This window comes from Hyphomicrobium sp. CS1BSMeth3 (assembly GCF_900117415.1).
Taxonomy (GTDB): Bacteria; Pseudomonadota; Alphaproteobacteria; order Rhizobiales; family Hyphomicrobiaceae.
In genome coordinates this window covers 251,161-273,600 of record NZ_FPEI01000004.1, presented here as the reverse complement: position 1 = coordinate 273,600, position 22,440 = coordinate 251,161, and the positions used below count along the sequence as shown (strand labels likewise).

22 protein-coding genes are annotated in these 22,440 nt (G+C 65.6%); 9 read left to right on the top strand and 13 right to left on the bottom strand.

From position 1 onward, the window contains the following. Positions 1-37 precede the first annotated feature (37 nt). The 3 genes from CS1BSM3_RS05530 (at position 38) to CS1BSM3_RS05520 (ending at position 3,012) form a co-directional block, all read left to right on the top strand. A complete protein-coding gene (locus tag CS1BSM3_RS05530) occupies positions 38-937 on the top strand; it encodes a LysR substrate-binding domain-containing protein (protein WP_072386029.1) in 900 nt (299 codons plus the stop codon). A gap of 100 nt (positions 938-1,037) precedes the next feature. Continuing rightward, complete coding sequence (locus CS1BSM3_RS05525; protein WP_143149086.1) at positions 1,038-2,036, top strand: NAD(P)H-quinone oxidoreductase; 999 nt, start codon at positions 1,038-1,040, stop codon at positions 2,034-2,036. Positions 2,037-2,217: 181 nt separating this feature from the next. Continuing rightward, on the top strand, positions 2,218-3,012 hold the full coding sequence (locus CS1BSM3_RS05520) for a lysophospholipid acyltransferase family protein (RefSeq protein ID WP_072386027.1): 795 nt from the start codon (positions 2,218-2,220) through the stop codon (positions 3,010-3,012). A 30-nt stretch (positions 3,013-3,042) separates the two neighbouring features. Here the strand turns inward: CS1BSM3_RS05520 and CS1BSM3_RS05515 are convergent, their stop codons facing one another. Next, positions 3,043-3,987, bottom strand: a complete 945-nt coding sequence (locus tag CS1BSM3_RS05515; RefSeq protein WP_072386026.1) for a hypothetical protein — start codon at positions 3,985-3,987, stop codon at positions 3,043-3,045. 230 nt (positions 3,988-4,217) lie between these two features. Between CS1BSM3_RS05515 and CS1BSM3_RS05510 the strand changes: the two genes are divergently transcribed. Together CS1BSM3_RS05510 and CS1BSM3_RS05505 are read left to right on the top strand one after the other, a co-directional pair. Continuing rightward, the gene (locus CS1BSM3_RS05510; protein WP_072386025.1) at positions 4,218-6,632 is read left to right on the top strand and encodes an adenosylcobalamin-dependent ribonucleoside-diphosphate reductase; all 2,415 of its coding nucleotides are present in this window, start codon (positions 4,218-4,220) and stop codon (positions 6,630-6,632) included. A gap of 238 nt (positions 6,633-6,870) precedes the next feature. Then, positions 6,871-7,326 (top strand): hypothetical protein, encoded by a 456-nt coding sequence (locus CS1BSM3_RS05505; protein ID WP_072386024.1) that lies wholly within the window; start codon positions 6,871-6,873, stop codon positions 7,324-7,326. 142 nt (positions 7,327-7,468) lie between these two features. Here CS1BSM3_RS05505 and CS1BSM3_RS05500 read toward each other — a convergent pair whose 3' ends face one another. Genes CS1BSM3_RS05500 through CS1BSM3_RS05475 form a run of 6 tightly spaced genes read right to left on the bottom strand, consistent with a single transcriptional unit; the run spans position 7,469 to position 13,629 of the window. Then, positions 7,469-8,029, bottom strand: a complete 561-nt coding sequence (locus CS1BSM3_RS05500; protein ID WP_072386023.1) for an SPFH domain-containing protein — start codon at positions 8,027-8,029, stop codon at positions 7,469-7,471. 32 nt (positions 8,030-8,061) lie between these two features. Next, a complete protein-coding gene (locus tag CS1BSM3_RS05495; protein WP_072386022.1) occupies positions 8,062-9,438 on the bottom strand; it encodes a GH39 family glycosyl hydrolase in 1,377 nt (458 codons plus the stop codon). Between the two features lie 4 nt (positions 9,439-9,442). Further along, positions 9,443-10,492, bottom strand: a complete 1,050-nt coding sequence (locus tag CS1BSM3_RS05490; protein ID WP_072386021.1) for a glycosyltransferase family protein — start codon at positions 10,490-10,492, stop codon at positions 9,443-9,445. A 25-nt stretch (positions 10,493-10,517) separates the two neighbouring features. Further along, a complete protein-coding gene (locus CS1BSM3_RS05485; protein WP_072386020.1) occupies positions 10,518-11,576 on the bottom strand; it encodes a glycosyltransferase family protein in 1,059 nt (352 codons plus the stop codon). Then, positions 11,573-12,667, bottom strand: a complete 1,095-nt coding sequence (locus CS1BSM3_RS05480) for a hypothetical protein (RefSeq protein WP_072386019.1) — start codon at positions 12,665-12,667, stop codon at positions 11,573-11,575. The genes CS1BSM3_RS05485 and CS1BSM3_RS05480 overlap by 4 nt, the downstream gene beginning before the upstream one ends. A gap of 8 nt (positions 12,668-12,675) precedes the next feature. Then, a complete protein-coding gene (locus CS1BSM3_RS05475; protein ID WP_072386018.1) occupies positions 12,676-13,629 on the bottom strand; it encodes an NAD-dependent epimerase/dehydratase family protein in 954 nt (317 codons plus the stop codon). A gap of 341 nt (positions 13,630-13,970) precedes the next feature. Here CS1BSM3_RS05475 and CS1BSM3_RS05470 point away from each other — a divergent pair, with 341 nt between their 5' ends. From CS1BSM3_RS05470 to CS1BSM3_RS05460, 3 genes are all read left to right on the top strand, one after another. Continuing rightward, complete coding sequence (locus tag CS1BSM3_RS05470) at positions 13,971-15,062, top strand: NAD-dependent epimerase/dehydratase family protein (RefSeq protein ID WP_083528310.1); 1,092 nt, start codon at positions 13,971-13,973, stop codon at positions 15,060-15,062. Positions 15,063-15,118: 56 nt separating this feature from the next. After that, the gene (locus tag CS1BSM3_RS05465) at positions 15,119-16,498 is read left to right on the top strand and encodes a caspase family protein (RefSeq protein WP_072386017.1); all 1,380 of its coding nucleotides are present in this window, start codon (positions 15,119-15,121) and stop codon (positions 16,496-16,498) included. Positions 16,499-16,594: 96 nt separating this feature from the next. Continuing rightward, the gene (locus CS1BSM3_RS05460) at positions 16,595-17,026 is read left to right on the top strand and encodes a cupin domain-containing protein (RefSeq protein WP_072386016.1); all 432 of its coding nucleotides are present in this window, start codon (positions 16,595-16,597) and stop codon (positions 17,024-17,026) included. A 13-nt stretch (positions 17,027-17,039) separates the two neighbouring features. Here CS1BSM3_RS05460 and CS1BSM3_RS05455 read toward each other — a convergent pair whose 3' ends face one another. The 6 genes from CS1BSM3_RS05455 to CS1BSM3_RS05430 all read right to left on the bottom strand — a co-directional run bounded on the left by CS1BSM3_RS05455 (position 17,040) and on the right by CS1BSM3_RS05430 (position 21,981). Continuing rightward, positions 17,040-17,294, bottom strand: coding sequence for a hypothetical protein (locus CS1BSM3_RS05455; RefSeq protein ID WP_072386015.1), 255 nt, complete (start codon positions 17,292-17,294; stop codon positions 17,040-17,042). Positions 17,295-17,569: 275 nt separating this feature from the next. After that, a complete protein-coding gene (gene dxs / locus CS1BSM3_RS05450; protein ID WP_072386014.1) occupies positions 17,570-19,498 on the bottom strand; it encodes a 1-deoxy-D-xylulose-5-phosphate synthase in 1,929 nt (642 codons plus the stop codon). A gap of 215 nt (positions 19,499-19,713) precedes the next feature. Beyond that, on the bottom strand, positions 19,714-20,007 hold the full coding sequence (locus tag CS1BSM3_RS05445) for a hypothetical protein (RefSeq protein WP_143149085.1): 294 nt from the start codon (positions 20,005-20,007) through the stop codon (positions 19,714-19,716). 359 nt (positions 20,008-20,366) lie between these two features. Then, positions 20,367-20,639 (bottom strand): exodeoxyribonuclease VII small subunit, encoded by a 273-nt coding sequence (locus CS1BSM3_RS05440; protein ID WP_072386012.1) that lies wholly within the window; start codon positions 20,637-20,639, stop codon positions 20,367-20,369. Positions 20,640-20,665: 26 nt separating this feature from the next. Then, positions 20,666-21,616: a histone deacetylase family protein gene (locus CS1BSM3_RS05435; protein ID WP_072386011.1), complete on the bottom strand. Its 951-nt coding sequence runs from the start codon at positions 21,614-21,616 to the stop codon at positions 20,666-20,668. A gap of 38 nt (positions 21,617-21,654) precedes the next feature. Next, positions 21,655-21,981: an NIPSNAP family protein gene (locus CS1BSM3_RS05430; RefSeq protein ID WP_072386010.1), complete on the bottom strand. Its 327-nt coding sequence runs from the start codon at positions 21,979-21,981 to the stop codon at positions 21,655-21,657. 158 nt (positions 21,982-22,139) lie between these two features. Between CS1BSM3_RS05430 and CS1BSM3_RS05425 the strand changes: the two genes are divergently transcribed. Then, complete coding sequence (locus tag CS1BSM3_RS05425; protein WP_072386009.1) at positions 22,140-22,439, top strand: cupin domain-containing protein; 300 nt, start codon at positions 22,140-22,142, stop codon at positions 22,437-22,439. The last annotated feature ends 1 nt before the right edge of the window (position 22,440 follow it).

Sequence of the window (22,440 nt, the reverse complement as noted above, 5' to 3'; positions counted from 1 at the left end):
AGCCTTCGTTTTAAACGAAGGCTGAGGAGGCCTACCCATGCGCTTTGACCTCGTCGATCTGCGCCTGTTCCTCCATGTGGCCGATACGGCCAGCATCACACACGGCGCTGAGCGCTCTCATCTGGCACTTGCCTCGGCGAGTGCGCGCATTCGCGGCATGGAGGAGACGCTCGGCGTCGATCTTCTGAAGCGCGGGCGTCGCGGCGTGGCGCTGACGCCGGCCGGGCAGTGCCTGCTCGATCATGCGCGCATCGTCACGCAGCAGGTCGAGGCCATGCGCGGCGATCTCGGCGCCTTTGCGCGCGGCTTCAGCGGCAGTGTGCACGTGCTTTCGAACACGGCCGCCTTCAGCGAGCATCTGCCGCGGGGGCTCGCGTCGTTCCTCAAGGCCAATCCGACGATCAGCGTCGATCTCGAGGAGCGGGAAAGTGCGGGCATTGCCGAGGCGATCGCGGCGGGCGCGGCCGACATCGGCATTGCGACCGATAGTGCCGTGCCCGAGAGCGTGCGTGCGCATCCCTTTCGCGAGGACCGCCTCGTGCTGGTCGTGCCGAAGAGCGATGCGCTTGCGGCGCGCCGTCGCGCACGCTTCGAGGAGGTCATCGAGCGGCCCTTCGTCGGCCTGCCGCGCCAGAGCGCATTGCAGCGGCATCTGGCCGGTCATGCCGCGCGGCTCGGCCGATCCATGTATCTTCGTGTGGGCGTCGGCAGCTTCGACGAGATCTGCCGCATGGTCGAGATGGGCGTCGGTCTTGCCGTCGTGCCTGAAGCCGCCGCCAGGCGATGCCGCCGTTCGATGGGCGTTGCTATCGTGGGACTGGCAGAGCCCTGGGCCCGGCGCCGGCTGGTTGTCTGCACGCGCTCGGCCGGCCGGCTACCTGCGCCCGCGGAGCGGCTGTTGCAACATTTACTGAAGCTCGGGAATGCCGGCCCTTGATGAGCGAGCGGGCCGCTTGCCACCCTTTGCGCGCCCTGCTTTAAGCTCTCCCGTGGGCGCGCGCCCGCCCCAATTCGAACCTCATTGACGGAGAAGCGCCGTGTCCTCTCTTCCCGCGACCATGACCGGCATAGCCCTCAACGGCAAAGGCGGCCCCGAGGTCCTGCAGCCGGCGTCCATGCCCGTGCCGCAGGCCGGCCATGGCCAGATCCTCGTCAAGGTCGCGGCTGCCGGCGTGAACCGGCCCGACGTGCAGCAGCGCATGGGTGCCTATCCGCCGCCTGCCGGGCACTCGCCGCTTCCGGGCCTCGAGATTGCAGGTGAGGTCGCGGCGGTCGGCCCGGGTGTCGCGCGCTGGAAAGTCGGCGACAAGGTCTGCGCGCTCGTGAATGGCGGCGGCTATGCGGAATACTGCATTGCCGAGGAAGTGACGGCGCTGCCGATCCCGAAGGGCCTCTCCATGGCCGAGGCGGGCGGCGTACCCGAGACGTACTTCACGGTCTGGAACAACGTGTTCGAGCGGGGGCGGCTCGAAGCGGGCGACTGGTTCCTCGTGCACGGCGGCACGAGCGGCATCGGCACCACCGCCATCCAGCTTGCCAAGGCTTTCGGCGCGCGCGTCATCACGACGGCCGGCAGCGCCGACAAGTGTCAGGTCTGCCGCGATCTCGGCGCTGACGTCGCTGTGAACTACAAGACCGAGGATTTCGTTGCCGTCGTGAAAGAGGCGACCGGCGGCCACGGCATCGACGTCACGCTCGACATGGTCGGCGGTGACTACACCGAGCGCAATATCGTGGCGGCTGCCGAGGACGGCCGCATTGTGCAGATCGCGACGCTCGGCGGGCCGAGTACCACGTTCACGCTCGCGCGCCTCATGATGAAGCGCGTGACGCTGACGGGCTCGACGCTGCGTCCGCGCACGCGCGAGGTGAAGGCCGGCTTTGCGCGCGCGCTCGAGAAGAAGGTCTGGCCGCTGCTCGATGCGGGCCGCATCAAGATCGTGATGGATTCGACTTTCCCGCTGGCGCAGGCCTCGGAGGCGCACAAGCGCATGGAGACGAGCCAGCACGTCGGCAAGATCGTGCTGACGATCTAGCAGCACGGCCCGTTGACATGGTTCAGTCCGCATCATCCGGTGACCTTATCCCTCCCCCCTTGTGGGGGAGGCTAGGAGGGGGGGATTGCGGAACATCAGCGGGATGGATTCCCCCCACCCCTAACCCCTCCCCACAAGGGGGAGGGGGACGGCAAAGCTTGTTTTTTCGGAGCGCCGCGTCATGACACTCGCGCGCTCGCTCGTCTACTTCGTGGTGTTCTACATCGTCACGGCGCTGTTTGTGGTGCTCGGGAGCTGGCTGTTCGTGGCGCCGCGTTCGTGGGCCATGAAGGGCCTCGAGATCCACGGCCGCACCTGCACGTGGCTGCTGCGCCTCATCTGCGGCACGCGCATGGAGGTGCGCGGGCGCGAGAAGCTGCCCGACGGCGCCTGCCTCGTCGTCTCCAAGCACCAGTCGGCGTGGGACACGTTCGCGCTCATCCCGCTCTTCCATGATCCCGCGATCGTGCTCAAGGAAGAGCTCAAGTACATCCCCTTCTACGGCTGGTTCTGTCTGAAGTTCGAGCACATCCTGGTCAGCCGCGATCGCGCGAGCGCCGCGCTCAAGAAGCTCGTCGCCGATGCCAAGGACCGCGCCGCCGAGGGCCGCGAGGTCTTCATCTTTCCCGAGGGCACACGCCGCCCGCCCGGCGCCGAGCCCGACTACAAGCCGGGCTATGTGGCGCTCTACGAGGGCCTGGGCCTGCCTTGTTATCCTCTGGCGCTCAATTCCGGGCTTTACTGGCCGCGCCGGCAGCTCTTGCGCTACCCGGGCACGATCATCGTCGAGATCCTCGACCCGATCCCGCCGGGGCTTTCGCGCAAGGAGTTCCGGGCTGTGTTGGAAGCACGCCTCGAAGCGGCGAGCGACCGTCTTCTGCAGGAAGCGGCGGCCGCACCCGATGCGCCGCCTTTGCCGCCGACGGCCGTGGCGCGGCTTGCTGAACTCGCTCACCGAGGGAGCGTCGCAGGCTGAGCGTTCGGTGCGCGGACTTGGGATCGGGGATCAATGAGGCCAAACGCCAGCCGCCTGCATCACGATGGCGATCGCGACGAGGAGCGGCAGCGCGAGCATCGATGCCTGCCACCACGAGCCGTCCATCGACCAGCGGCCGAATACCACGGGGGCCCCGACGCTCAGTGGCAGGACTGCCGCGGACAGTCCCCGGAATTCCTTCCATCGTGCCTCGATGGGCCCGCGAATGTCCTCGGGCGCGACGAGAAGCTCAGGGCTGGTGAGGACCATCTGCATGTGCGCACCGTTCGGCACGAACATGCGTTCGCTGCCGGGAGGAGAGAGGATGCTGCGCTTCGGCGCCATGTGGCTTTCGTAGAAATCTCGCGTGACGGCTATCGCAACTGCGTGTGGGTAGCTGGTCGGGCTTCCCTGTGCATTCGGCCACTGCAGAGGGCCGACGCCCCAGATCTCCTGCCATGGAATGAACAGGTCCGGCAGCCAGCTCCTGTGGAATGAGATGCCGGCCGGCGAAAGCCTGATGACTGGTCGCGCCGGAAAGAAGTGCCGGAACAGCACGATTACGATCCATCCGGTCCCGAGGTAGAGCAGCATCCAGCCGAACACTCTGAATGGCGGATGGACGAGCTGGCTCCACCACATTCGCCCGGCTGAGCGATTGCTGCCAACCGCTCCGAAAAAGGCGATCACGCAAACGACGAGGAAAGCGATGAGGAAGGTCAGCGGGAGAACGACGTAGAAAGGGTAGGCGGAGCGTTCGATCAGGCTTGTCGCTGCCCAACCGGCAAAGGCTAGGCCGAGCAAAGCGACATAGACGACTGCCAGTGCGGCCCCGTTCGCGCCACGGCTTTCCGTATGCAGGCAGATGGCGAGGCCGCCAACGCAGAACCACAGGCCCAAGGGCAAGCGGTTCATGTGCCATTTGTCCACGCTGTAATCCACCGTCGCCGAGATCTCGGCAGCCGACATGGTCATGGCAGAGGGATCTCCGCGATCTGAACGTTCCGCCGGACACGGCCACATCATCCACGCAGCAGGACGCCGCCGTCGAGGGGCGTTTCACCTCGATCCACCTGGATCTGGCAGCGTAAGGTTGCTTCGGCGAGGGGCCGCCTGACTCGGAACTAAAGAAGAACATTTCTTGACCATTTGTTCCGGGTGCCCTATATATAGCTCCTGTCTCCGGATGGGAGCGCCCCGGCAGCATGGCGAGCGAACGACCAGAAATCCCGCCCATTTCCCGGTTCATCTGGGATGCGAAATATCGCTTGAAGGCGGCTGACGGCACGGCGCTCGAGGCAGGCATCGAGGAGACCTGGGCGCGCCTCGCCGCGGCCGGCGCCAGCGTCGAGAAGGCGCGGGGGCGTAAGAGCTGGCAGAAGCGTTTTCTCGATGCGCTCACGGATTTTCAGTTCCTCCCTGCAGGCCGCATCATTGCCGGTGCCGGCACGAGCCGCGACGTCACGCTCTTCAACTGCTTCGTCATGGGGCCGATCGCCGACGACCTCGGCTCGATCTTCGAGAATGTGAAGGAAGCCGCCCTCACCATGCAGAAGGGGGGCGGCATCGGCCATGATTTCTCGACGCTGCGGCCGACCGGCGCGCTCGTGAAGAGCGTCGGCGCGGGGGCCTCGGGGCCGGTCAGCTTCATGGATGTGTGGGATTCCATGTGCAAGACCATCATGTCGGCCGGCCAGCGGCGCGGCGCCATGATGGCCACCATGCGCTGTGACCATCCCGACATCGAGGCCTTCATCGACGCGAAGTCCGATGCGACGCGCCTCAGAAACTTCAATCTCTCAGTGCTGGTCACGGACGCCTTCATGGAGGCCATTGCGCGCGACGACACCTGGGCGCTGACGTTCGAGGGCACGGTCTATCGGACTGTGCGGGCGCGCGCGCTCTGGGAGCGCATCATGCGCGCGACCTACGACTATGCCGAGCCCGGCGTGATCTTCATCGATCGCGTCAATGCCATGAACAACCTCACCTACTGCGAGGAGATCCGCGCCACCAACCCGTGCGGCGAGCAGCCGCTCCCGCCTTATGGCGCGTGTCTGCTCGGATCGATCAATCTTGCATCCCTCGTGCGCGATCCCTTCACGGCCATCGCGCACATCGACGAGGCGCGCCTTGCCGAGCTCGTGCCAGTCGCGGTGCGCTTCCTCGACAACATGATCGATCTCTCGCACTACCCGCTCGAGGCGCAGCGCCACGAGGCCAAGGCCAAGCGTCGGATCGGCCTCGGCATTACGGGCCTCGGCGATGCGCTCGCCATGTGCGGGTTGCGCTACGACTCCCCGGAAGCGCGTGCCCTGGCTGAAAGGCTCATGGCGCAGATCGCGGCGCTGGCCTATGCCGCGAGCGCGGAAATTGCCGCGGAAAAGGGCGCTTTCCCGCTTTATGATGCGGCCGCGTTCATCGCGGCGCCCAACGTCGCACGCCTGCCCGAGCACGTGCGTCGTGCGATCACGCAGAACGGCATTCGCAATGGCTGTCTGACCTCCATCGCGCCGACGGGTACGATCTCGCTGCTCGCCGGCAACGTGTCGAGCGGCATCGAGCCGATCTTCGATCTTTCCTACAAGCGGCGTGTGCGCGGTGCGGGTGACAGCATCAGCGAGGAGATGGTCGAGGACTACGCCTATCGCCGTTTCCGTCGTCATGCCGGATCCGACGCGCCGCTGCCCGCGGCGTTCGTGACCGCACACATGCTGGCGCCGGCGGCCCACCTTGCCATGCAGGCGGCCCTGCAGAAGCACGTCGACAGCGCCATTTCGAAGACCATCAATTGCCCCGTCGACATACCGTTCGAGGCCTTCGAGAGCATCTATACAGAAGCCTATGCGCTCGGCCTCAAGGGCTGCACGACCTATCGGCCGAACCCGGTTACCGGCGCCGTGCTCGAGGCGGCACCTGCTGCCGCCGCAACCGCCCCTGCCGCCCCTGCCGCGCCTGCCGAAGTCGCCGAGCGTGTGCCTGCTGCCACTGCTGCGCCCTCGCCGCGTGGCGATGTCGTGTACATGTCGCGGCCGCTCGAGCGCGATCCCGTCCTGCCGGGCTTCACCTACAAGCTCAAATGGCAGGCGAGCGACCACGCCATCTACGTGACGATGAACGACATCGAGCGCGAGGGGCGCCGCCGCCCGTTCGAGATCTTCATCAACACCAAGAATCTCGAGCATTACGCCTGGACGGTCGCACTCACCCGCATGATCAGTGCCGTCTTCCGCCGCGGCGGCGACGTCACCTTCGTCGTCGAGGAGCTCAAGGCGGTCTTCGATCCCCAGGGTGGCCAGTGGATGGGCGGGCGCTATGTGCCGAGCCTGCTTGCCGCCATCGGCGAGGTCATCGAGGCGCACATGATCCGCATTGGCTTCCTCGCGCCGCCGGAAGGACGCGGGGGCCGCCCGGATGTCGCGCTCCCGGCGAAGGCCCTGGCTGCGGAACCGGCTGGAGGGGGGGATCCGGTCGGCAGCCCGATGGGCCCCGGGGGCGTGCCACTCCCGCCGTGGCGCCGCGGAAGTGTGCGGCGCTGCCCGAAATGCCAGGGAAATCAGTTTCTTCCGCAGGAAGGCTGCCACGTATGTCTCGATTGTGGATACTCGACGTGCGGATAGCGGAGAGGGGTGTCCGGCGCATGAGCCCGGTTGAAAGAAGTGTTGCTCTCGCGTCACATGAGAGTTGCCCGTTAACAAAACCGTGCGATCAAGGATTTTCGAACTTGAATAATGTGCGTATAGAACAAACTTCCAGGGTGCCGCTCTGCGACCCTGTGTGTTCAGCGTACGAAGTCATTGTTGGTGCGCGCCGGCTTCCGGTCGGATGGCGCGTTGTTGCGTTTTGAGAGTGCGTGAGATGGCCGAGCGTCGGACAGAGGGTGCGCCCAAGCGCGAGAGGAAGCGGCGAGATGCCGTACCCGCGCTTGCGTCTTCCGATGCACCGACAGGCACCACCACTCCGGCAGCGCAGCACACTTGGCGAGGCGCCTCCGGCGCGCTCTATACGCACACGGTCACCAGCCTGATTTTCTGCCCGGAGATGCCGGAAGGGACCTATCTGCTCCTGCATCGCGATGCCGGGGGCGCGGCCCGTGTCCTGCGCGTCGGTACGCTCGACAGCAAGGCGCGCTCGCTGAACCTCGCGCGCATCCGCCAAGCCGGCGCGACGCTCGGCGCCAACGAGGTGCACTTCCGCATCGAGCGCACGTCCGCAGCCGAACGGGCGCGCATCGCCTTCGACATCGAGAACACACTCGCGGGCAACGTCGCGCAGATCGACGCGACGAAGCGCGGCGCCCATCAACCTGCCTGAAGTCGCCCTCGGATGATTGCGCGCTACCGCGCGCCCGGCGTGAGCTTGCCGGGCGCATGTTGCGCGTCCTTCCGCGTGCATGGCGGCGTGCGGTGACATCGCCGACACCTTCGAGCGCCGCCCATGCCGGACAGCGCGAAACTCAAAAACCGCTCCAGAGCGCGTAGTTGCCGACGGCGGCATGACCGTTGAAGGCCAGCGAGCGGGTCGGCGCGAACTCGGTGAGCTGGATCTGCAGGATCTGCACGCCATAGCCGTTGAGCGCGGCGCCACTGACCTCTTTGAGCTTGATGTTGAAGGCCGCGCGGTCGGCTTGGATTTCTTCGAGCGTATGCTTGCTGACCTCGTTCAGGATAGCGCCCTGCGAGCGCTCGATGACGTCGGATGCGAGGTCGGCGATGTGCGCGAGGGCCGCAACGATGTCATCGACATAGTACGTGACGAGCGCGCCGACGATGATCGTCTTCTGGTCGCGGCTCATGATGACCTTGGATTGGATCTTCTGCGTCTGGCGCACGGTCATCATGAGCTTGTAGGTCGTGACCACGGGCCAATAGAAGTGCAGGCCGGGGTCCCACTTCTTGATCCGGTGTCCGTGCACGAATGCGACGCCGGCGTGCGTCGCGGGCACGATGACCAGCCACGGCAGCAGCCGCAGCAGCGTCTGAAAGATCTCGCCAATCCAGCCGAATGCCTTATCCACCCGTCGTCTCCCTCAGCGCCGAATGCAGATTTCTAGTCGATTGTGGTCGCGGCTGCGCGGTTGCTCACGATGGCGAGCCCATAGCCATCGAGCCGCACGGTGCCGTCGAACGGTGCGCGGAGGACGCGACCGCCAGTGCCAGCATCGAGGTGCAGGATCTCGTTGCAGGATGCAAGTGCGCCGCCCCATTCCGCGACATCGAGGACGACAGGTCCTCGCGACGTATTGACGAAGACGGCGCTGAGCCGACCGTCGGCGCTCTCGGCCATGATGGCGTCGATCTCGGGGTGGTCGCGCGGCGCCGGCGGGCAACGAACGAGATCGCCGAAGCGCACGTGCTGCGCGAAGATCTGCTTGGCGAGGGCCGCCGGCGTGGGCTCGCCGCGCATGGAGAGAAGGCCGTAGGCATCGTCGCCGTGGGCGGTCGCCGTCCAGCGCATCTCGGCATCCGCGCCGCCGCGGATGAGATTGATGAGCGCGGAGATGTAGAACGCAGCGCCGAAAATGTTCTGGTTGAGGCCGAGCGTATAGTAGTTCTCGTGGTGCGATATGGTGTTCAGCTCGCCGCAGATGTTGAGGATGTCGCGGCCCTTGAGCAGGCGCGCGACGCCGCGGGCGCGGGCTTCGAATTCGGGGAGCTGCGCCATGAGCAGCGCTTCGAGCGTGGGCCCGAGCGGTGCGTCCGGCGCGCCCCACATTTCGAGGCCGAGCGAGCGGCTCGTCACTGCCGGCCGCCAGTCGCCGTAGCGGTGCCAGGAAACGAAGCCGAGAAGGTGGTCGTCCACGTCCTCGACGAGGCGGGCAATCCAGTCCATCCAGTAGGCGCGGTGATTGCCGTCGATGGCAGGCCCGCCGATATGCGCCTTCTGCCCGCCGAGGTGCGGCGCCAGTTGCGCATGGATGCACGTCGCGACCTCGACGTAGATGCGCAGGTACTGCTCGTAGGTGAGCCCGCCGCCGATGATCGGATTGTTCGGCTCATTCCAGATGCACCAGAACCAGTCCTTGACGCGTTCGCCGCCCCACTGCTCGATCGCACCCCACACGATCTCGCGGCAGCGCGCGACGAACGAGTGAATTTGGTGCGCGCCGTCGAACGGCGGCCCGAAACGCGCGAATGTGATCATCGGCAGGGCGCCGGCATCGAGCACGCCCTGCACGTAGACGCTGAAGCTGCGCCAGTCGGCGAATGGATCGGGCACCTGCGGATCGAAGACGAAAATGCGGACGAGCTGCGTGTCCATGAGCTGCAGGCGCCGCCGGATCTCCGCGCCGTGCGGGCCTTCCGAGAGATGCCACCAGCCATTGATCTCGTTGAAGCCATAGCGCAGGCCCATGCGCCGCGCGGGGGCCGAGCCCTCGTTCACGCGGTCGCTGGAAACGACACTTGGCTTGGTCGCCTCGGCCATAGCACTAGGATTCGATGATCTCGATCAGATCTTTGAGGCGGGCCGCAGGGCTGTGGCGCTGCCGGAAGTCCTCGCGGATACCCATGACAATATCCGCATAATGCTGCGGGCGGCTGACAACATCGAGGATCTTTTCCTCGGGGGCGGAGCCGAGCACCAGCGCCTCGGCATCGGGACCATAGATGCCGCGGACATAGTCGGTGTCGAGCAGAAAGAGCGGGATCGTGCCCGAGGCCGGCGTCTCGAATGTCCGGCAGGTCACGAAGCCGAGCCGCTCGAACAGCGGGCGGTAGATGACGGGGTTGAAAATGCCCCGGCTCATGGTCGCGATCACCTCGTTGTATTTGACCGCGCCCAGGGCCTCGACGCCGAGCTGCTTGAGATAGTCACGATCGACGTAATAGTCGTCGCGGATCTCTTTCCACTCGGTCCATTCGAGGGGCGCATCCCAGCCTTCGCCGACGAGGCCGATGCGGCCGAGCTTGTCGCGAATGGGCTCGATGCCGTGCAGCACCTGCGACATGCCGTGCCAGCGGAACTTCGTGTGCCCGACATAGATCATGCCGAACTCTTTGGCCGAGAAGTCGAGCGGTGTCTCCCAGGCGGGATCGTAGATGTGGAAGAGGAAGGGAATGACGTTGGCCCGCTCGGGCTTCAGCGTCGGCTGACAGATCTTGTCGGCAATGCTGTCGCAGATATCGATCCAGGCACGGCTCTTCTCGGGCGTCTTGTGATTGTAGTCGCCGCGGAAGGCGATCGGCTCATTGTAGGCGCCATCGCAGTCGATGACGACGCGGCGGCTGCGCGGGACGGAGGCGATGAGGCGCAGCCAGTCGAGGCGGTCGCCGAACTGCAGCTCGGTCGTCCACTCGACGACGAAGACGACGGCATCGGCGTTCGAGAGGTCCTTGGAATAGTTGAGTGCATACACGTGTCCGGGCGGGCCGTAGACGGTCACCTCGTGGCCGGCGGCCTCGGCAGCGCGCGCGTAGCCCTTGAGGTCCAGCATGCTGCCGGCGTTCTCGAAGCCCCAGTAGACGAACACCAGCTTCATGATGCGCTGCGCTCCTGCAATGCTTTCAGTTCTTCAGGGCCGCAGCGAGCTCCTGCATGCGCAGCTCGTAGCCGTGATGCTTTGCGAGATGACGGCGCACGTCCTGCACGATCTCGCGATAGCGCTCGGGTCGCGCGAGCGCATCCATGATCCTCTCTTCCGCGCGCTCTGCGGACAGGATCAGCTCGCGCGCAGCCGGGCCGTAGACATCGGCGGCGTGGTCGGCGTCGAGCACGAGGAGAGGGATCGTGTCGGCGTAGAAGATCTCGAAGTACTTGAGCGTCAGGTGGCGCAGATGATGGAGCACGGGCCGCTGCGTGAAGATGTTGATCCTCGCCTGGCTCATGGCGTGCACGACTTTGTCGTACATGACCGAGTCCCGCGTCTCGATATCGAGCCGCCTGAAGGCTTCGGAATCGAAGGCAAAGGCGAGCGGATTGCCCGAACCGGGTTCCGTCGGCGCCTTGTCCCACCACAGTCCGATGAAGCAGATACGGCCGATTTTGCTGCGGTTCTTGTCGACGACCGGCAGGAGTATGTTCTCGATATCGCGCCCGCGCCACCAGTTATGGCCGACGTGTAGGATATCGTAGATCTTTTCCGGCGCGGTCTTGGGATCGGTTTCGAGCGCCGGATCGTAGCCATAGAAAGTCAGCGGCACATCGCGCGGCGTAGCGGGCGGCGCGAGCGTCGGCTTGTGCACGCGATCGGCGAGCGCATGGTAGTGCTCGATCCACGCGGCGCGCTCTTCCTCGGTATCATGATTGCGGTCGTAGCCATCGAGGCAGACGACGGGGTTATACATCCCGTCCATGTCGAGGATCATGCGATCCTTGCGCGCGATGCCGCCGATCAGCATGGTCTCGCGCACCGGGCTCAGGCGATAGATCTCGGACTCGAAAAGATAGACGGCCTTGTCGAAGCCGCGCACCTGATCGGAGAAGTTGATCTCCGGGAGCCACGGCAGCGACGGGCCGAAGATCGCGACGTGATGGCCGAACTTCGGAGCAACGCGCATGTAGTCGGCGACCGCGTGCGTGTTTCCCGCATTGCCGCGATGCTTCATGACGAACAGGATGTTCATCGCGGGCGTCCGGCGGCGAGCGCCGCCAGCTCCTCGAAGCGGCGCGCATAGGAGTGATGCGCGGCAAGATGCGCGCGCGTCTTGATCACGGCATCCCAGATCGGCTCGGGCTCCTTGAGGGCCTTCGTCAGATAGCCGGCAATGTCCTCGCCCGGCACGAGGGCCAGCGCTGCCGGCCCATAGATGGCTTCGACGAAGGGGCGCGGCAGCATCAGCAGCGGCACCGTGTCGGCGTGGAAGGTCTCGAAGGAGCGGCCCGTGACGAAGTTCAGGTGACGGAACAGCGGCCGATGGAAGACCGGCGCGAACTTCGATTGATTGAGATAGCGGAAGATCTCGTCGAAGCGGACGCCGCCTTTTACGGTGACGTCCATGCTGAGCAGAAGCTCGGGATCGGTGTCGATGCCGACAATGCCCTGCTGGATGGCCCACTCGGGGCGCTCTTTCCAATCCCAGCCGATGAGGCCGGCCCAGCCCACTTCCTTGCGCACAGGGGCGTGGGCTTTGAAAAAGTCGCGCACCTGCTCCCAGCGTTGCCAGTTGCTGCCGACGTAGGCGACGCCGAACCAGCGCTCGCTGTCGCGCCACCGCGCGGCGGCTTTCTCGGCGCTCGTCTCGGGCTGAACGACGGCATCGGGCGCGAAGGCATGAAAGAGGAACGAGCCGACGTCGGGGCGCAGCGGACTCAGTGTCGGCTGCAGGATCGTATCGGACGCAGCGCGAAGGGCCTCCTCCCACTCCCAGCCGGGATGGCTGTCGAGCTTCTCGAGATGATTGAAGTCGTGCTCGATGAAGATCGTCTCATTGTAGCGGCCCCAGAGATCGACGACGGCGCGCTTCTCGCGCGGGATCGTGTCGATGAGGCGCGCGAGGTGCGGCATCTGCGGGAAGTCGCCCGGCACCTGGATCACGAAGAGGGCGAGATCGACGCCGTCGAGATCAGTCGTGGTCGGGAGACCCGGCAGATCAGCGTTCGGCGGCCCATAGAGGGCGACGTCGTGGCCGAGGGCGCGCCCGGCGGCGACGTAGTGATGGATGGTCGAGACGCTGCGCGTCCAGGGGTCACACGAAGTGACGAGCAGAAGTTTCATGCGTGTCCTCAGCTGCCCGTGCTCGCGCGGCCCTGGCGCACGGTCTCGGCAAGCCCGTTCTCGAGACGCGTGCGCGGCTCCCAGCCGAGAACGGCGCGTGCGTGTGAAATATCGGCCTGCACGCGGCGCTGCTCGCCGGGGCGCGACGGCGCGTGGCGGATGTCGTAAGCGCCGGGCTTGTGGCCGAAGGCACTAGCGGCATAGCTCGCGAGGTCGTTGATCGAGGTCGAGCGGCCGCTGCCGAGATTGAAGATGCCGCCCGCGGCCTTGTCGCTGTTGAGCGCGGCCACCCAGCCCTCGACGATATCGCCGATGTAGACGAAATCGCGCGTCTGCTCGCCATCGCCGAAGATGATGATGGGCTCGCCGCGGATGAGGCGCCCGATGAAGATGCCGAGCACGCCCTGGTAGGGGTTATCGAGCGCCTGGCCGGGCCCGTAGACGCTGAACATGCGCAGCGACGTGACGCGGAAGCGGAAGTCCAGATCGGGCCGGATGGCCGTGGCATGCACGTAGCGCTCGGCCGCGAACTTCGTGATGCCGTAGTAGGAATCCGGCTCGCAGGGCTCGCTTTCCGGCGTCGGCACCTGCTCGCAATCGCCATAGGCGGTCATCGAGCTTGCATAGATGAGGCGCGGCACGTGGTGCTTCACGCACTGCTGGACGACATTCACGGTGCCCTCGGTGTTCGTCCTGAGGTCGCCGACCGGGTTGTCGAAGGCGCGGATGATCGAGACCTGGCCCGCGAGGTGGCACACGGCGTCGAGCTTTTTCGCGAAGAGCGGCTCGAGATCCTCGGGACGCGTGACGTCCCCGTGGACGAAGTGCGCGCCGTTCGGCACTACGCTCCGTAAGCCATTGGATTCGTTGTCTATGACGTGGACTTCGTGGCCGTCGGCGAGCAGGCGTCGGGTGAGGTGGGAGCCGATGAAGCCCGCCCCCCCGGTGACGAGAATTCTCATTTATGCGGACGCTCCATGCGCTACGCGGCCGACGTGCAGTCGTCCCCCGCTCCCTGCGGAACCGCAGATGAACCCGCGATGAACGCCGGCTGGCTGAAGAAGTTCCATCCTGTCGCTGTTGAACTTTCGACTGATGCACGCCTGCAATACCGGCAGCCCTGCACGACGAACGAGCCGTTGCGCTGTGCTCGGGATCCGTTCATGTCCGCTAAGGTACTGTCTGCGATCTGAACCATTTGGCGGGGCACGGCGTCTTAATCGGCGGCGGGGCCTGCGGGATACCCGCGTGCGGTCGGATGCGAGCGCATGATTGCGGTTGTGGTGGGGCACTAGGAGGTGAAATGCGCGGCAAGAGGGTGTTGATTACGGGGGGCGCCGGGTTCGTCGGCTGCAATGCAGCGCGTTATTTCGGCACGCGGAACTGGCGCGTCACAGTGCTCGACGATCTCTCCCGCGACGGTACCGAGCAGAACCTCCACTGGCTGCGCGACGGCACGTCCTTCGATTTCGAGCGGGTGGACATTCGCGAGCGCGCTGCGGTCGAGCGCGTGTTCAGCGAGCGGCGCTACGATGCGGTCATCCATCTCGCGGCCCAGGTCGCCGTGACGACGTCCGTCACGGACCCCCGCACAGATTTCATGATCAATGCGCTCGGCACGTTCAACCTGCTCGATGCCGTGAGGCGGCATCGCCCGGAGGCGGTTTTCATTTTCGCCTCGACGAACAAGGTCTATGGCAAGATCGAGGGGGCCCGCTACCAGCTCAGCGGCAGCCGTTATGCCTATGCGGATCGCCCCTATGGCATCGGCGAAGAGCAGGCGCTCGATTTTCTTTCGCCCTATGGCTGCTCGAAGGGGGCGGCCGACCAGTACACGCTCGACTTCGCGCGCATCTACGGCATTCCGGCGACGGCATTCCGGCAGTCGTGCATCTACGGCACGCGCCAGTTCGGCATCGAGGATCAGGGCTGGGTGGCGTGGTTCACGATCGCCTCGCGCCTCGGACGCCCGATCACCATCTTCGGCGACGGCAAGCAGGTCCGCGACGTGCTCTTCGTCGATGATCTCGTCCGCGCCTACGAGGCGGCGATCGTCGCACCGGACAAGATCGCGGGCCAGGCCTTCAATATCGGTGGCGGACCGGGGCAGCTTCTGTCGCTGATCGATCTGGTCGATATTCTCGAGAAGCGGCTCGGCCGCAAGATCCCGCTGCGCTTCGATGACTGGCGGCCGGGCGACCAGCGCGTGTACATCAGCGACATCCGCAAGCTCGAGCGCGTGCTCGGCTGGAAGCCCGAGGTGAGCGTTGCCGATGGCGTCGCGCAGCTCGATGAGTGGGTCCAGCGCAATGAGGCTGCCTTTGCGACACCGGCCGCGGCGCAGAAGCCGGCCGTCAAGGTTGCGAGTGCCGAGCCGGCGCTTCCGGCCGCGTAGAAATACGGGCCTGCATCGGCTATTGGTTCGGTCCGGAACCAATGGAGCAGAGCTTGATGCAGGTCTCTCTCTCGTGCGCCTTGAAGTCGTGCGTCGCGCTGCTGGTGGCGCTTGCGACGTTTTCCGCGTCCGCAGATGCCGCCACACGGCGCGCCTTCATCGTCGGAAATTCCGCCTACCAGTACACCTCCGTGCTCGCCAATCCGGCGAGCGACGCGCAGGACGTCGCCAAGCGGCTGGGCGATCTCGGCTGGGACGTGACGCTGCAACTCGATCTTTCGCGGGCTCAGATGTTGAATGCCTTCGCGGCATTCTCGCGCCAGCTCCAGCCCGATGATCTCTCGCTCGTGTATTTTGCGGGCCACGCCCTGCAGATGGGCGGCGAGAACTATCTCGCTCCCATCGATGCGCGCATCGAGAGTGAAGAGGGCGTGCGGCGACAGTTCGTGCCGCTCAATGCGTTCCTCGCCGACCTGTCCCGGCTCTCGCGCACGCGCATCGTCATCCTCGATGCCTGCCGCGACAACCCGTTCACCGACAAGATCGCAGCCGGCGGCGAGAAGACCCGCTCGGTGGGGACGGCCAAAGGCCTTGCGCGCGTCTATGCCGGCGTCGGCTCGTTCATCGTCTACTCGACGCAGCCAGGGAATGTCGCGCTCGATGGAACGGGCCGCAACAGCCCCTTCACGAAGTCACTGCTGCAGCATTTGCCGCTCGCCGGTGCCGACGTTCACGCGGTCATGCGGCGCGTGCGCGCGGATGTGCAGAAGGAGACGAACGAGGAGCAGATCCCCTGGGAGAACTCGTCGCTCGTCGACGAGGTGGCTTTTGCCGGAGATGCCGCCGCACCCTCTCCGCCGCAGCGCACGGCCGAAGTTCCGGTGCCGACGCCGCGCTCGGAGCCGCGCGGGATGCCGCCGCCGGTCATGCAGCAGTATCATTACGTCACGGGCCTCGATCCGAAGGGCGACAACTTCCTCGCGCTGAGAACCGGCCCGACGCCGGCGGACGTGCGCATTGCCACCATGGGGCCCGACACGCTTCTCAAAGTGCATGAGAGCCGGGGGCCGTGGCGCCGCGTCGAGCTCATCGACGGCATGAGCGGCTGGGCGCACAGCAACTGGATTGCCTGCTGCCGCTCGGTGGCCATGGCGCGGCCGCAGCCGGCTGTGGTTCCAGTCGCTCCGCCGCGCGTGCCGCCCGCCTCATCCGCGGCACCGCCGGCTGCTGTGTCGAGCTGCGACGAGCTCTGGTATCGCCGCAATGCCATCTGGCACAGTCACGGCTACTGCTTCACAACGGCACGCGCGCGCCAGGTCTTCGATACGTCCTCGTGTTTCCGCGATCAGGCGGCGGCGCGGGCGGCGATGTCGCCGGCCAACCGAGCGACGGTCGATGCCTTGCAGGCGCGCGAGCGTGAGCTCCGCTGTCGGTGAGTGCGCCGCGGGCGTAACGTTGGTAGATGGCAGCCCGCGGGCATGGCACCACGATGGGGGTGGAGCGCCTCTTTCCAGCAGCCCGCGGAGAAAAAAATGACACCTGAGGAGATCATCGCGACGCTCGGCATGAAGCCCCACCCGGAGGGTGGTCACTACGTCGAGACGTGGCGGCACACGACCGTGGATGGCAGTCGTGGAGCAGGAACGGCGATCTACTTTCTTCTGCAGACGGGTGAGCGCTCGCACTGGCACCGCGTCGATGCCGCCGAGATCTGGCATTGGTATGCAGGCGCGCCACTCGAGCTATCGGTGTCGAGGGACGGCGAAGAGGTCGCGGTTGCGACACTCGGCAATGACCTCGCATCGGGCGCGCGGCCGCAGGTGGTGGTGCCGGCGGGCGTGTGGCAGAGCGCGGTGAGCCTCGGCGCGTGGACGCTGATCGGCTGCACCGTCAGCCCGGCTTTCGAGTTCAGCGGTTTCGAGATGGCGCCGCCCGAGTGGGCGCCGCGCGGTGCGCAAGATTGAAGCGCCTGCGTGCCTACTTCAGCGCAATCTGGCGCGTGACGCGAAGCGCCTCGTCGATCGTCTCGGCGTTGAGCGTCGCCTCGCTGTAGCCGGCGGGCGTAAAGGCATAGACGCCGCGCTTCCAGGACCACGCGCCGCGATAGTGCTCACCGCGGCGCACGATAATTCCGACCGGGCTCGCGGCTTCGGCAGCGCAGCCGGCTGCGCTGAGATCCGCGTCAGTGCCGAGCGCGACCAGAAGCTGTTCTTCCATGACGGCGGCGGACATCTCTGTTGGCTCCAGAAAAAGCGAATGCGCCTGGCGGCAATGAAATGCCCGCGCCATGCGTCTCTCCGGCGCGGCATTTCCGCTGAGGCGCCGAATATTTCAAATTTGCCGGAATTACGCTTTCAATGCCATGCTTTACGGAAGTTAATATGATCCATCGGTCAATGACGATGCGCGCATTTTATCGATTTGCTTAAGGCGCGGGAAACCATGGCCCGCGCGGTGCGGATTGCGCAGCCTCAACTCTCAGTAGCTTTTGAAAGCGGCGGGAGACCTCAAGCCCGGTTGCCGGCCTCGTTGGCCTGGACCGGGCGGCCGAGAGCGCCGAGCACGGTCGCGACGATGCCGGCGGCACCGAGGCCCGCCTGCTCGTACATGCGCTCGGGCTTGTCGTGGTCGATGAAGCTATCGGGCAGCACCATCGGGCGCACTTTGATGCCGCTGTCGAGCAACCCCGCGGTTGCGAGGAACTGCAGGACCTGGCTGGCGAAGCCGCCGATAGAGCCTTCCTCGATCGTGATCAGCACCTCGTGATTGCGCGCGAGACGGCGCACGAGATCCTCGTCGAGGGGCTTCGCGAAGCGCGCATCCGCAACCGTGGTCGAGAGACCGAGGGCTGCGAGCTGATCGGCGGCCTTGAGGCTCTCGGCGAGGCGCGTGCCGAGCGAAAGGATCGCAACGGCCGAGCCCTCGCGGACGATGCGGCCCTTGCCGATCTCGAGCGGCACGCCGACGTCGGGAAGGTCGACGCCGACGCCCTCGCCGCGCGGATAGCGGAACGCGCTCGGGCGATCATCGATGGCGACCGCGGTCGCGACCATGTGGCGAAGCTCGGCTTCGTCGGCGGCGGCCATGATCACGAAGTTCGGGAGGCAGCCGAGATAGGCCAGATCGAAGGCGCCGGCATGCGTCGGGCCGTCAGCGCCGACGAGGCCCGCGCGATCGAGCGCGAAGCGGACGGGCAGCCGCTGGATCGCGACGTCGTGCACGACCTGGTCATAGGCGCGCTGGAGGAAGGTCGAATAGATGGCGCAGAAGGGCTTGTAGCCTTCGGTCGCGAGGCCGGCAGCGAAGGTCACGCCGTGCTGCTCGGCAATGCCGACGTCGAACGTGCGCTCGGGGAACTCCTTGCCGAAAAGATCGAGGCCGGTGCCCGAAGGCATTGCGGCCGTGACGGCGACGATCTTCGGATCCTTGCGGGCCTCGGTAATGAGGCTGTCCGCGAAGACCTTGGTGTAGCTCGGCGCGTTCGGCTTGACCTTCACTTGCGCGCCGGTGACGACGTTGAACTTGTTGACGCCGTGATACTTGTCGTCCGAGGCCTCGGCCGGCGGATAGCCCTTGCCCTTCTTCGTCACGACATGGACGAGGATGGGGCCGTGGTCGGCCTCGCGCACGTTCTTCAGAACAGGAAGCAGCACATTGAGGTCGTGTCCGTCGATCGGGCCGACGTAGTAGAAGCCGAGCTCCTCGAAGAGGGTGCCGCCGGTCCAGTAGGTGCGCGTGTATTCCTCGACGCGAGCAGCGCGCAGCTCCCACTGCTTGGGGAGCCGCTTCGCAAGCTGCTTCATGGCCTCGCGCAGATGCAGGTACGTGCCGCTCGAGGTGATGCGCGCAAGGTAGGTCGAGAGTGCGCCGACGGGTGGCGCGATCGACATGTCGTTGTCGTTGAGGATGACGATAAGGCGCTCGTTGCGGCCGCCTGCATTGTTCATGGCCTCGTAGGCCATGCCGGCGCTCATGGCGCCATCGCCGATCACGCAGACGACGTTGTTGTTGCCGCCTTCGAGGTCACGCGCGACGGCCATGCCGAGGCCGGCCGAGATCGAGGTCGAGGAGTGGGCGGCGCCGAAGGGGTCGTATTCACTTTCGGCGCGCTTGGTGAAACCGGAGAGGCCGCCACCCTGGCGGAGCGTGCGGATGCGGTCGCGACGGCCGGTGAGGATCTTGTGCGGATAGGCCTGATGGCCGACGTCCCAGATGAGGCGGTCGCGGGGCGTATCGAAGATGTAGTGGAGGGCGACGGTCAGCTCGACCACGCCGAGGCCGGCGCCGAGGTGGCCGCCCGTGACCGAGACCGCATCGATGGTCTCGTGGCGCAATTCATCGGCCAGTTGTCGAAGGTCTTTCTCCGGCAAGCGACGCAGCTCGTCGGGGGTGTGGACCTGGTCCAGAAGGGGTGTCTTGCTTGGCGTTTCGGACATTAAATTCCCCGCTCAGGATCTAGGGCCTGGGCGCCTCGTTATCACGCCACAGAACGTAGCAGAAGGTGCGGACAATACACGAACAAAAGACGATCCTAAGCCAGCAGTAAGCCCATGCGAAGGCGCCAAAGGTCGCAATTGACGGCGCAATACGGCCGCCGGGCGCCGAAGACGGGGTTCCGCCGGGCGATCCGAGCAGGAAAAGGTCTGCCTGTTCAGCTCGGCGGGGGGAGAAATACGCAGATCACGCGCATCTGGCCGTCCCAGCTCTTGCGCATGCAGACGTGCATCTTGTTGTCCTTGGACTCGCGTCTCGTCATCGAGGAGGGCACGATGCCCGTGCCGTGCTTAGTGGTGACTACCAGCGTGTCACCCTCGCGGAACTCAGCTTGATCGACCGGCGCGCAATCGATGCCACTGCAGCATTCGATCGGATACCAGTCATGTGCGCTCGCAGGCGCGGGGATCATCAGAACCGGGAGAACTGCTAGTCCAAGTCCGAGTCGCATGGTGACCTCTCGGGTTATTTTTTCACCGTGCTCCCTCCCAATAGCGTCCGCTTTTCTCGATAAGTTCCCTCGTGCGTCTTGCCCGGGGGACAAGACCATGCTGCCAGTAGCGGCGAGATGATGCCGCCAGTTGCAGCGCAGCGTGCTCATTTTCTCGTGATTCAGCGCGAGCAAGTACCTGCCGCAGACCTATCCCCAGGCATTTGCCGCGAAATTTCTTGGCAGCCTGCCCGAGGATTGCGCGCACGACGCTCAGCGCGCGGACGGTGTGTCCGGTCCGCACCAAATAATTATTGCTGTCGGGGTCGGCCCAGCGAGGGCCGTAAGGGCACGGCCGACGTGGCGTTGCCGCGTGAGCCTCAGGTGTCCTTGTCGGGATCGAGGGGCGTTGTGCCCTTGGGCGTGCCGTCGCCAGCGAAGGTGAGCTTCTCGACCTTGGCCTCGGCTTGCTTGAGGAGGCGATCGCAATGCTCTTTGAGTGCCTCGCCGCGCTCGTAGATGTTGATCGATTCCTCGAGCTCCACGTCGCCCCGCTCGAGGCGGCCGACGATGGCCTCGAGCTCCTTGAGCGCGCGCTCGAACGTCATCTCGCGAATGTCGGTGTGCCGCGCTTGCGGCTTGGCCGTCTGCATCTTGTTGGTCTCCCGGGGCTGGAACGCTACGAGCCAGCGTCCATCAGACCCTTGACGTGAACCGCGACCGAGCGCGCGAGGCCGGTCAGATTGTAGCCCCCCTCGAGCATCGAGACGAGGCGGCCCCCGGCCTGGCGGCGAGCCACTTCGGCGAGAGCCCCGGTCGCCCAGGCAAAATCGCTCTCGACGAGCTGCAGGTTTGCCAGCGGGTCGTCGCGATGGGCATCGAAACCCGCGGAAATCAGCACGAGGTCCGGGCCGAAGTTCCGCAAGGCCGGCAATATGCGCGATTCCATCGCCTCGCGGAATGGCTCGCCGCCATCGCCCGGCCGGAGCGGGGCATTGAAGATGTTGCCGACGCCGGTCTCGGCGAGTGCGCCGGTGCCGGGATAGAGCGGCATCTGGTGCGTCGAGGCGAAGAAAAGATCCTTGTCGCTCCAGAAGATGTCCTGCGTGCCATTGCCATGATGGACGTCGAAGTCGACGACCGCGATGCGCTCGGCACCGTGCTTCCTGCGGGCGTACATGCCGGCGATGGCGATGTTGTTGAAGATGCAGAAGCCCATGGCGCGTGCCGTCTCGGCATGATGGCCGCAAGGGCGCACCTGGCAGAAGGCGTTGGCGACGCCGGAAGACTTGTCGAGCACGGCATCCACGGCGTGCAATCCGGCACCGACGGCCCGGAGCGCGGCTTCCCACGAGCCCGACGAAAGGAGTGTGTCGCCGTCGAGATGGACGGGACCTTCACCGGGCGCGGGGCGAAGCTGCTTGATGGCGTCGATGTAGCTCTGGGGGTGCGCCAGCGCGATCCATTCCTCGACATCGTCGCGCAGCGGCGCCTCCTCGCGCTTCAGCGTCTGGAAGATGTCGTGCGCGAGCACTTTGTCGATGGCGCGCATCCGGTCAGGGCGCTCGGGATGGCCGGGGCCCGTGTCGTGCTCGAGGAAAACCGGATGTGTCAGCAGCAGCGTGGTCATGTCGGCGATGGTCTCGCTTGGAAGTAGGGGCCTCGGTTTCAGGATCCCGGCAGCTTGAAGAAGGGCGCCGCCACCAGGATCTTGTTCTCCTGCTTGAGCAGCGCGCCGAGCTCCTGAGAGCGCTTCACGTAGTCGAGCCACTCGGGGTCGGCCCAGAGCGCGGCGCGGCGCGCCGTGCGATCGGCCAGATCCTTGTAGACCCACACGTGCACGTAGGAGTTCACGTCGCCGACCTCGGTGGTCGCATAGAGCACGGGCTGGCCGAGATGGCGGGTCTGCGGCTTGAGGCCGTACTGCTCATACTGGGCCAGATGGGCACGGACCATGCCGGCTTTCAAGGTGTAGGTGCGGTGATCGAAGATCATGAGGGCTCTCGCGCGCTCGAGGGGTATGCGCGCATAGCCTAGAGGGAAGCAGGGCGCTATGGAAGGCGGGCCGGGTATGCTGCAGATGGGCACGTTGCGGCGAGGGGCGCGAGCGGCCTAAAGTCGGCCTCGACCAGCTACGTTTTGGAGTGAAGAGAATGACCTCAAGCCGCCCCAAGGCCGTCCCGACGGTGCTCATCGACAACGAGCGCGTGATCACGACGCGGTGGGATTTTGCCCCTGGCGCCGAGACGGGCTGGCACCGCCATGGCCATGACTATGTGGTGCTGCCGGTGACGGACGGGGCGCTCAAGCTCGAGGAGCCGGGCGGGACCGAGCGCGTCGTGCCGCTGACCAACGGCGTGCCGTACTACCGCGGCGAAGGCGTCGAGCACAATGTGATCAACCCCACGAGCCACGACGTCGCGTTCATCGAAGTCGAGATCAAGAAGGGGTAGC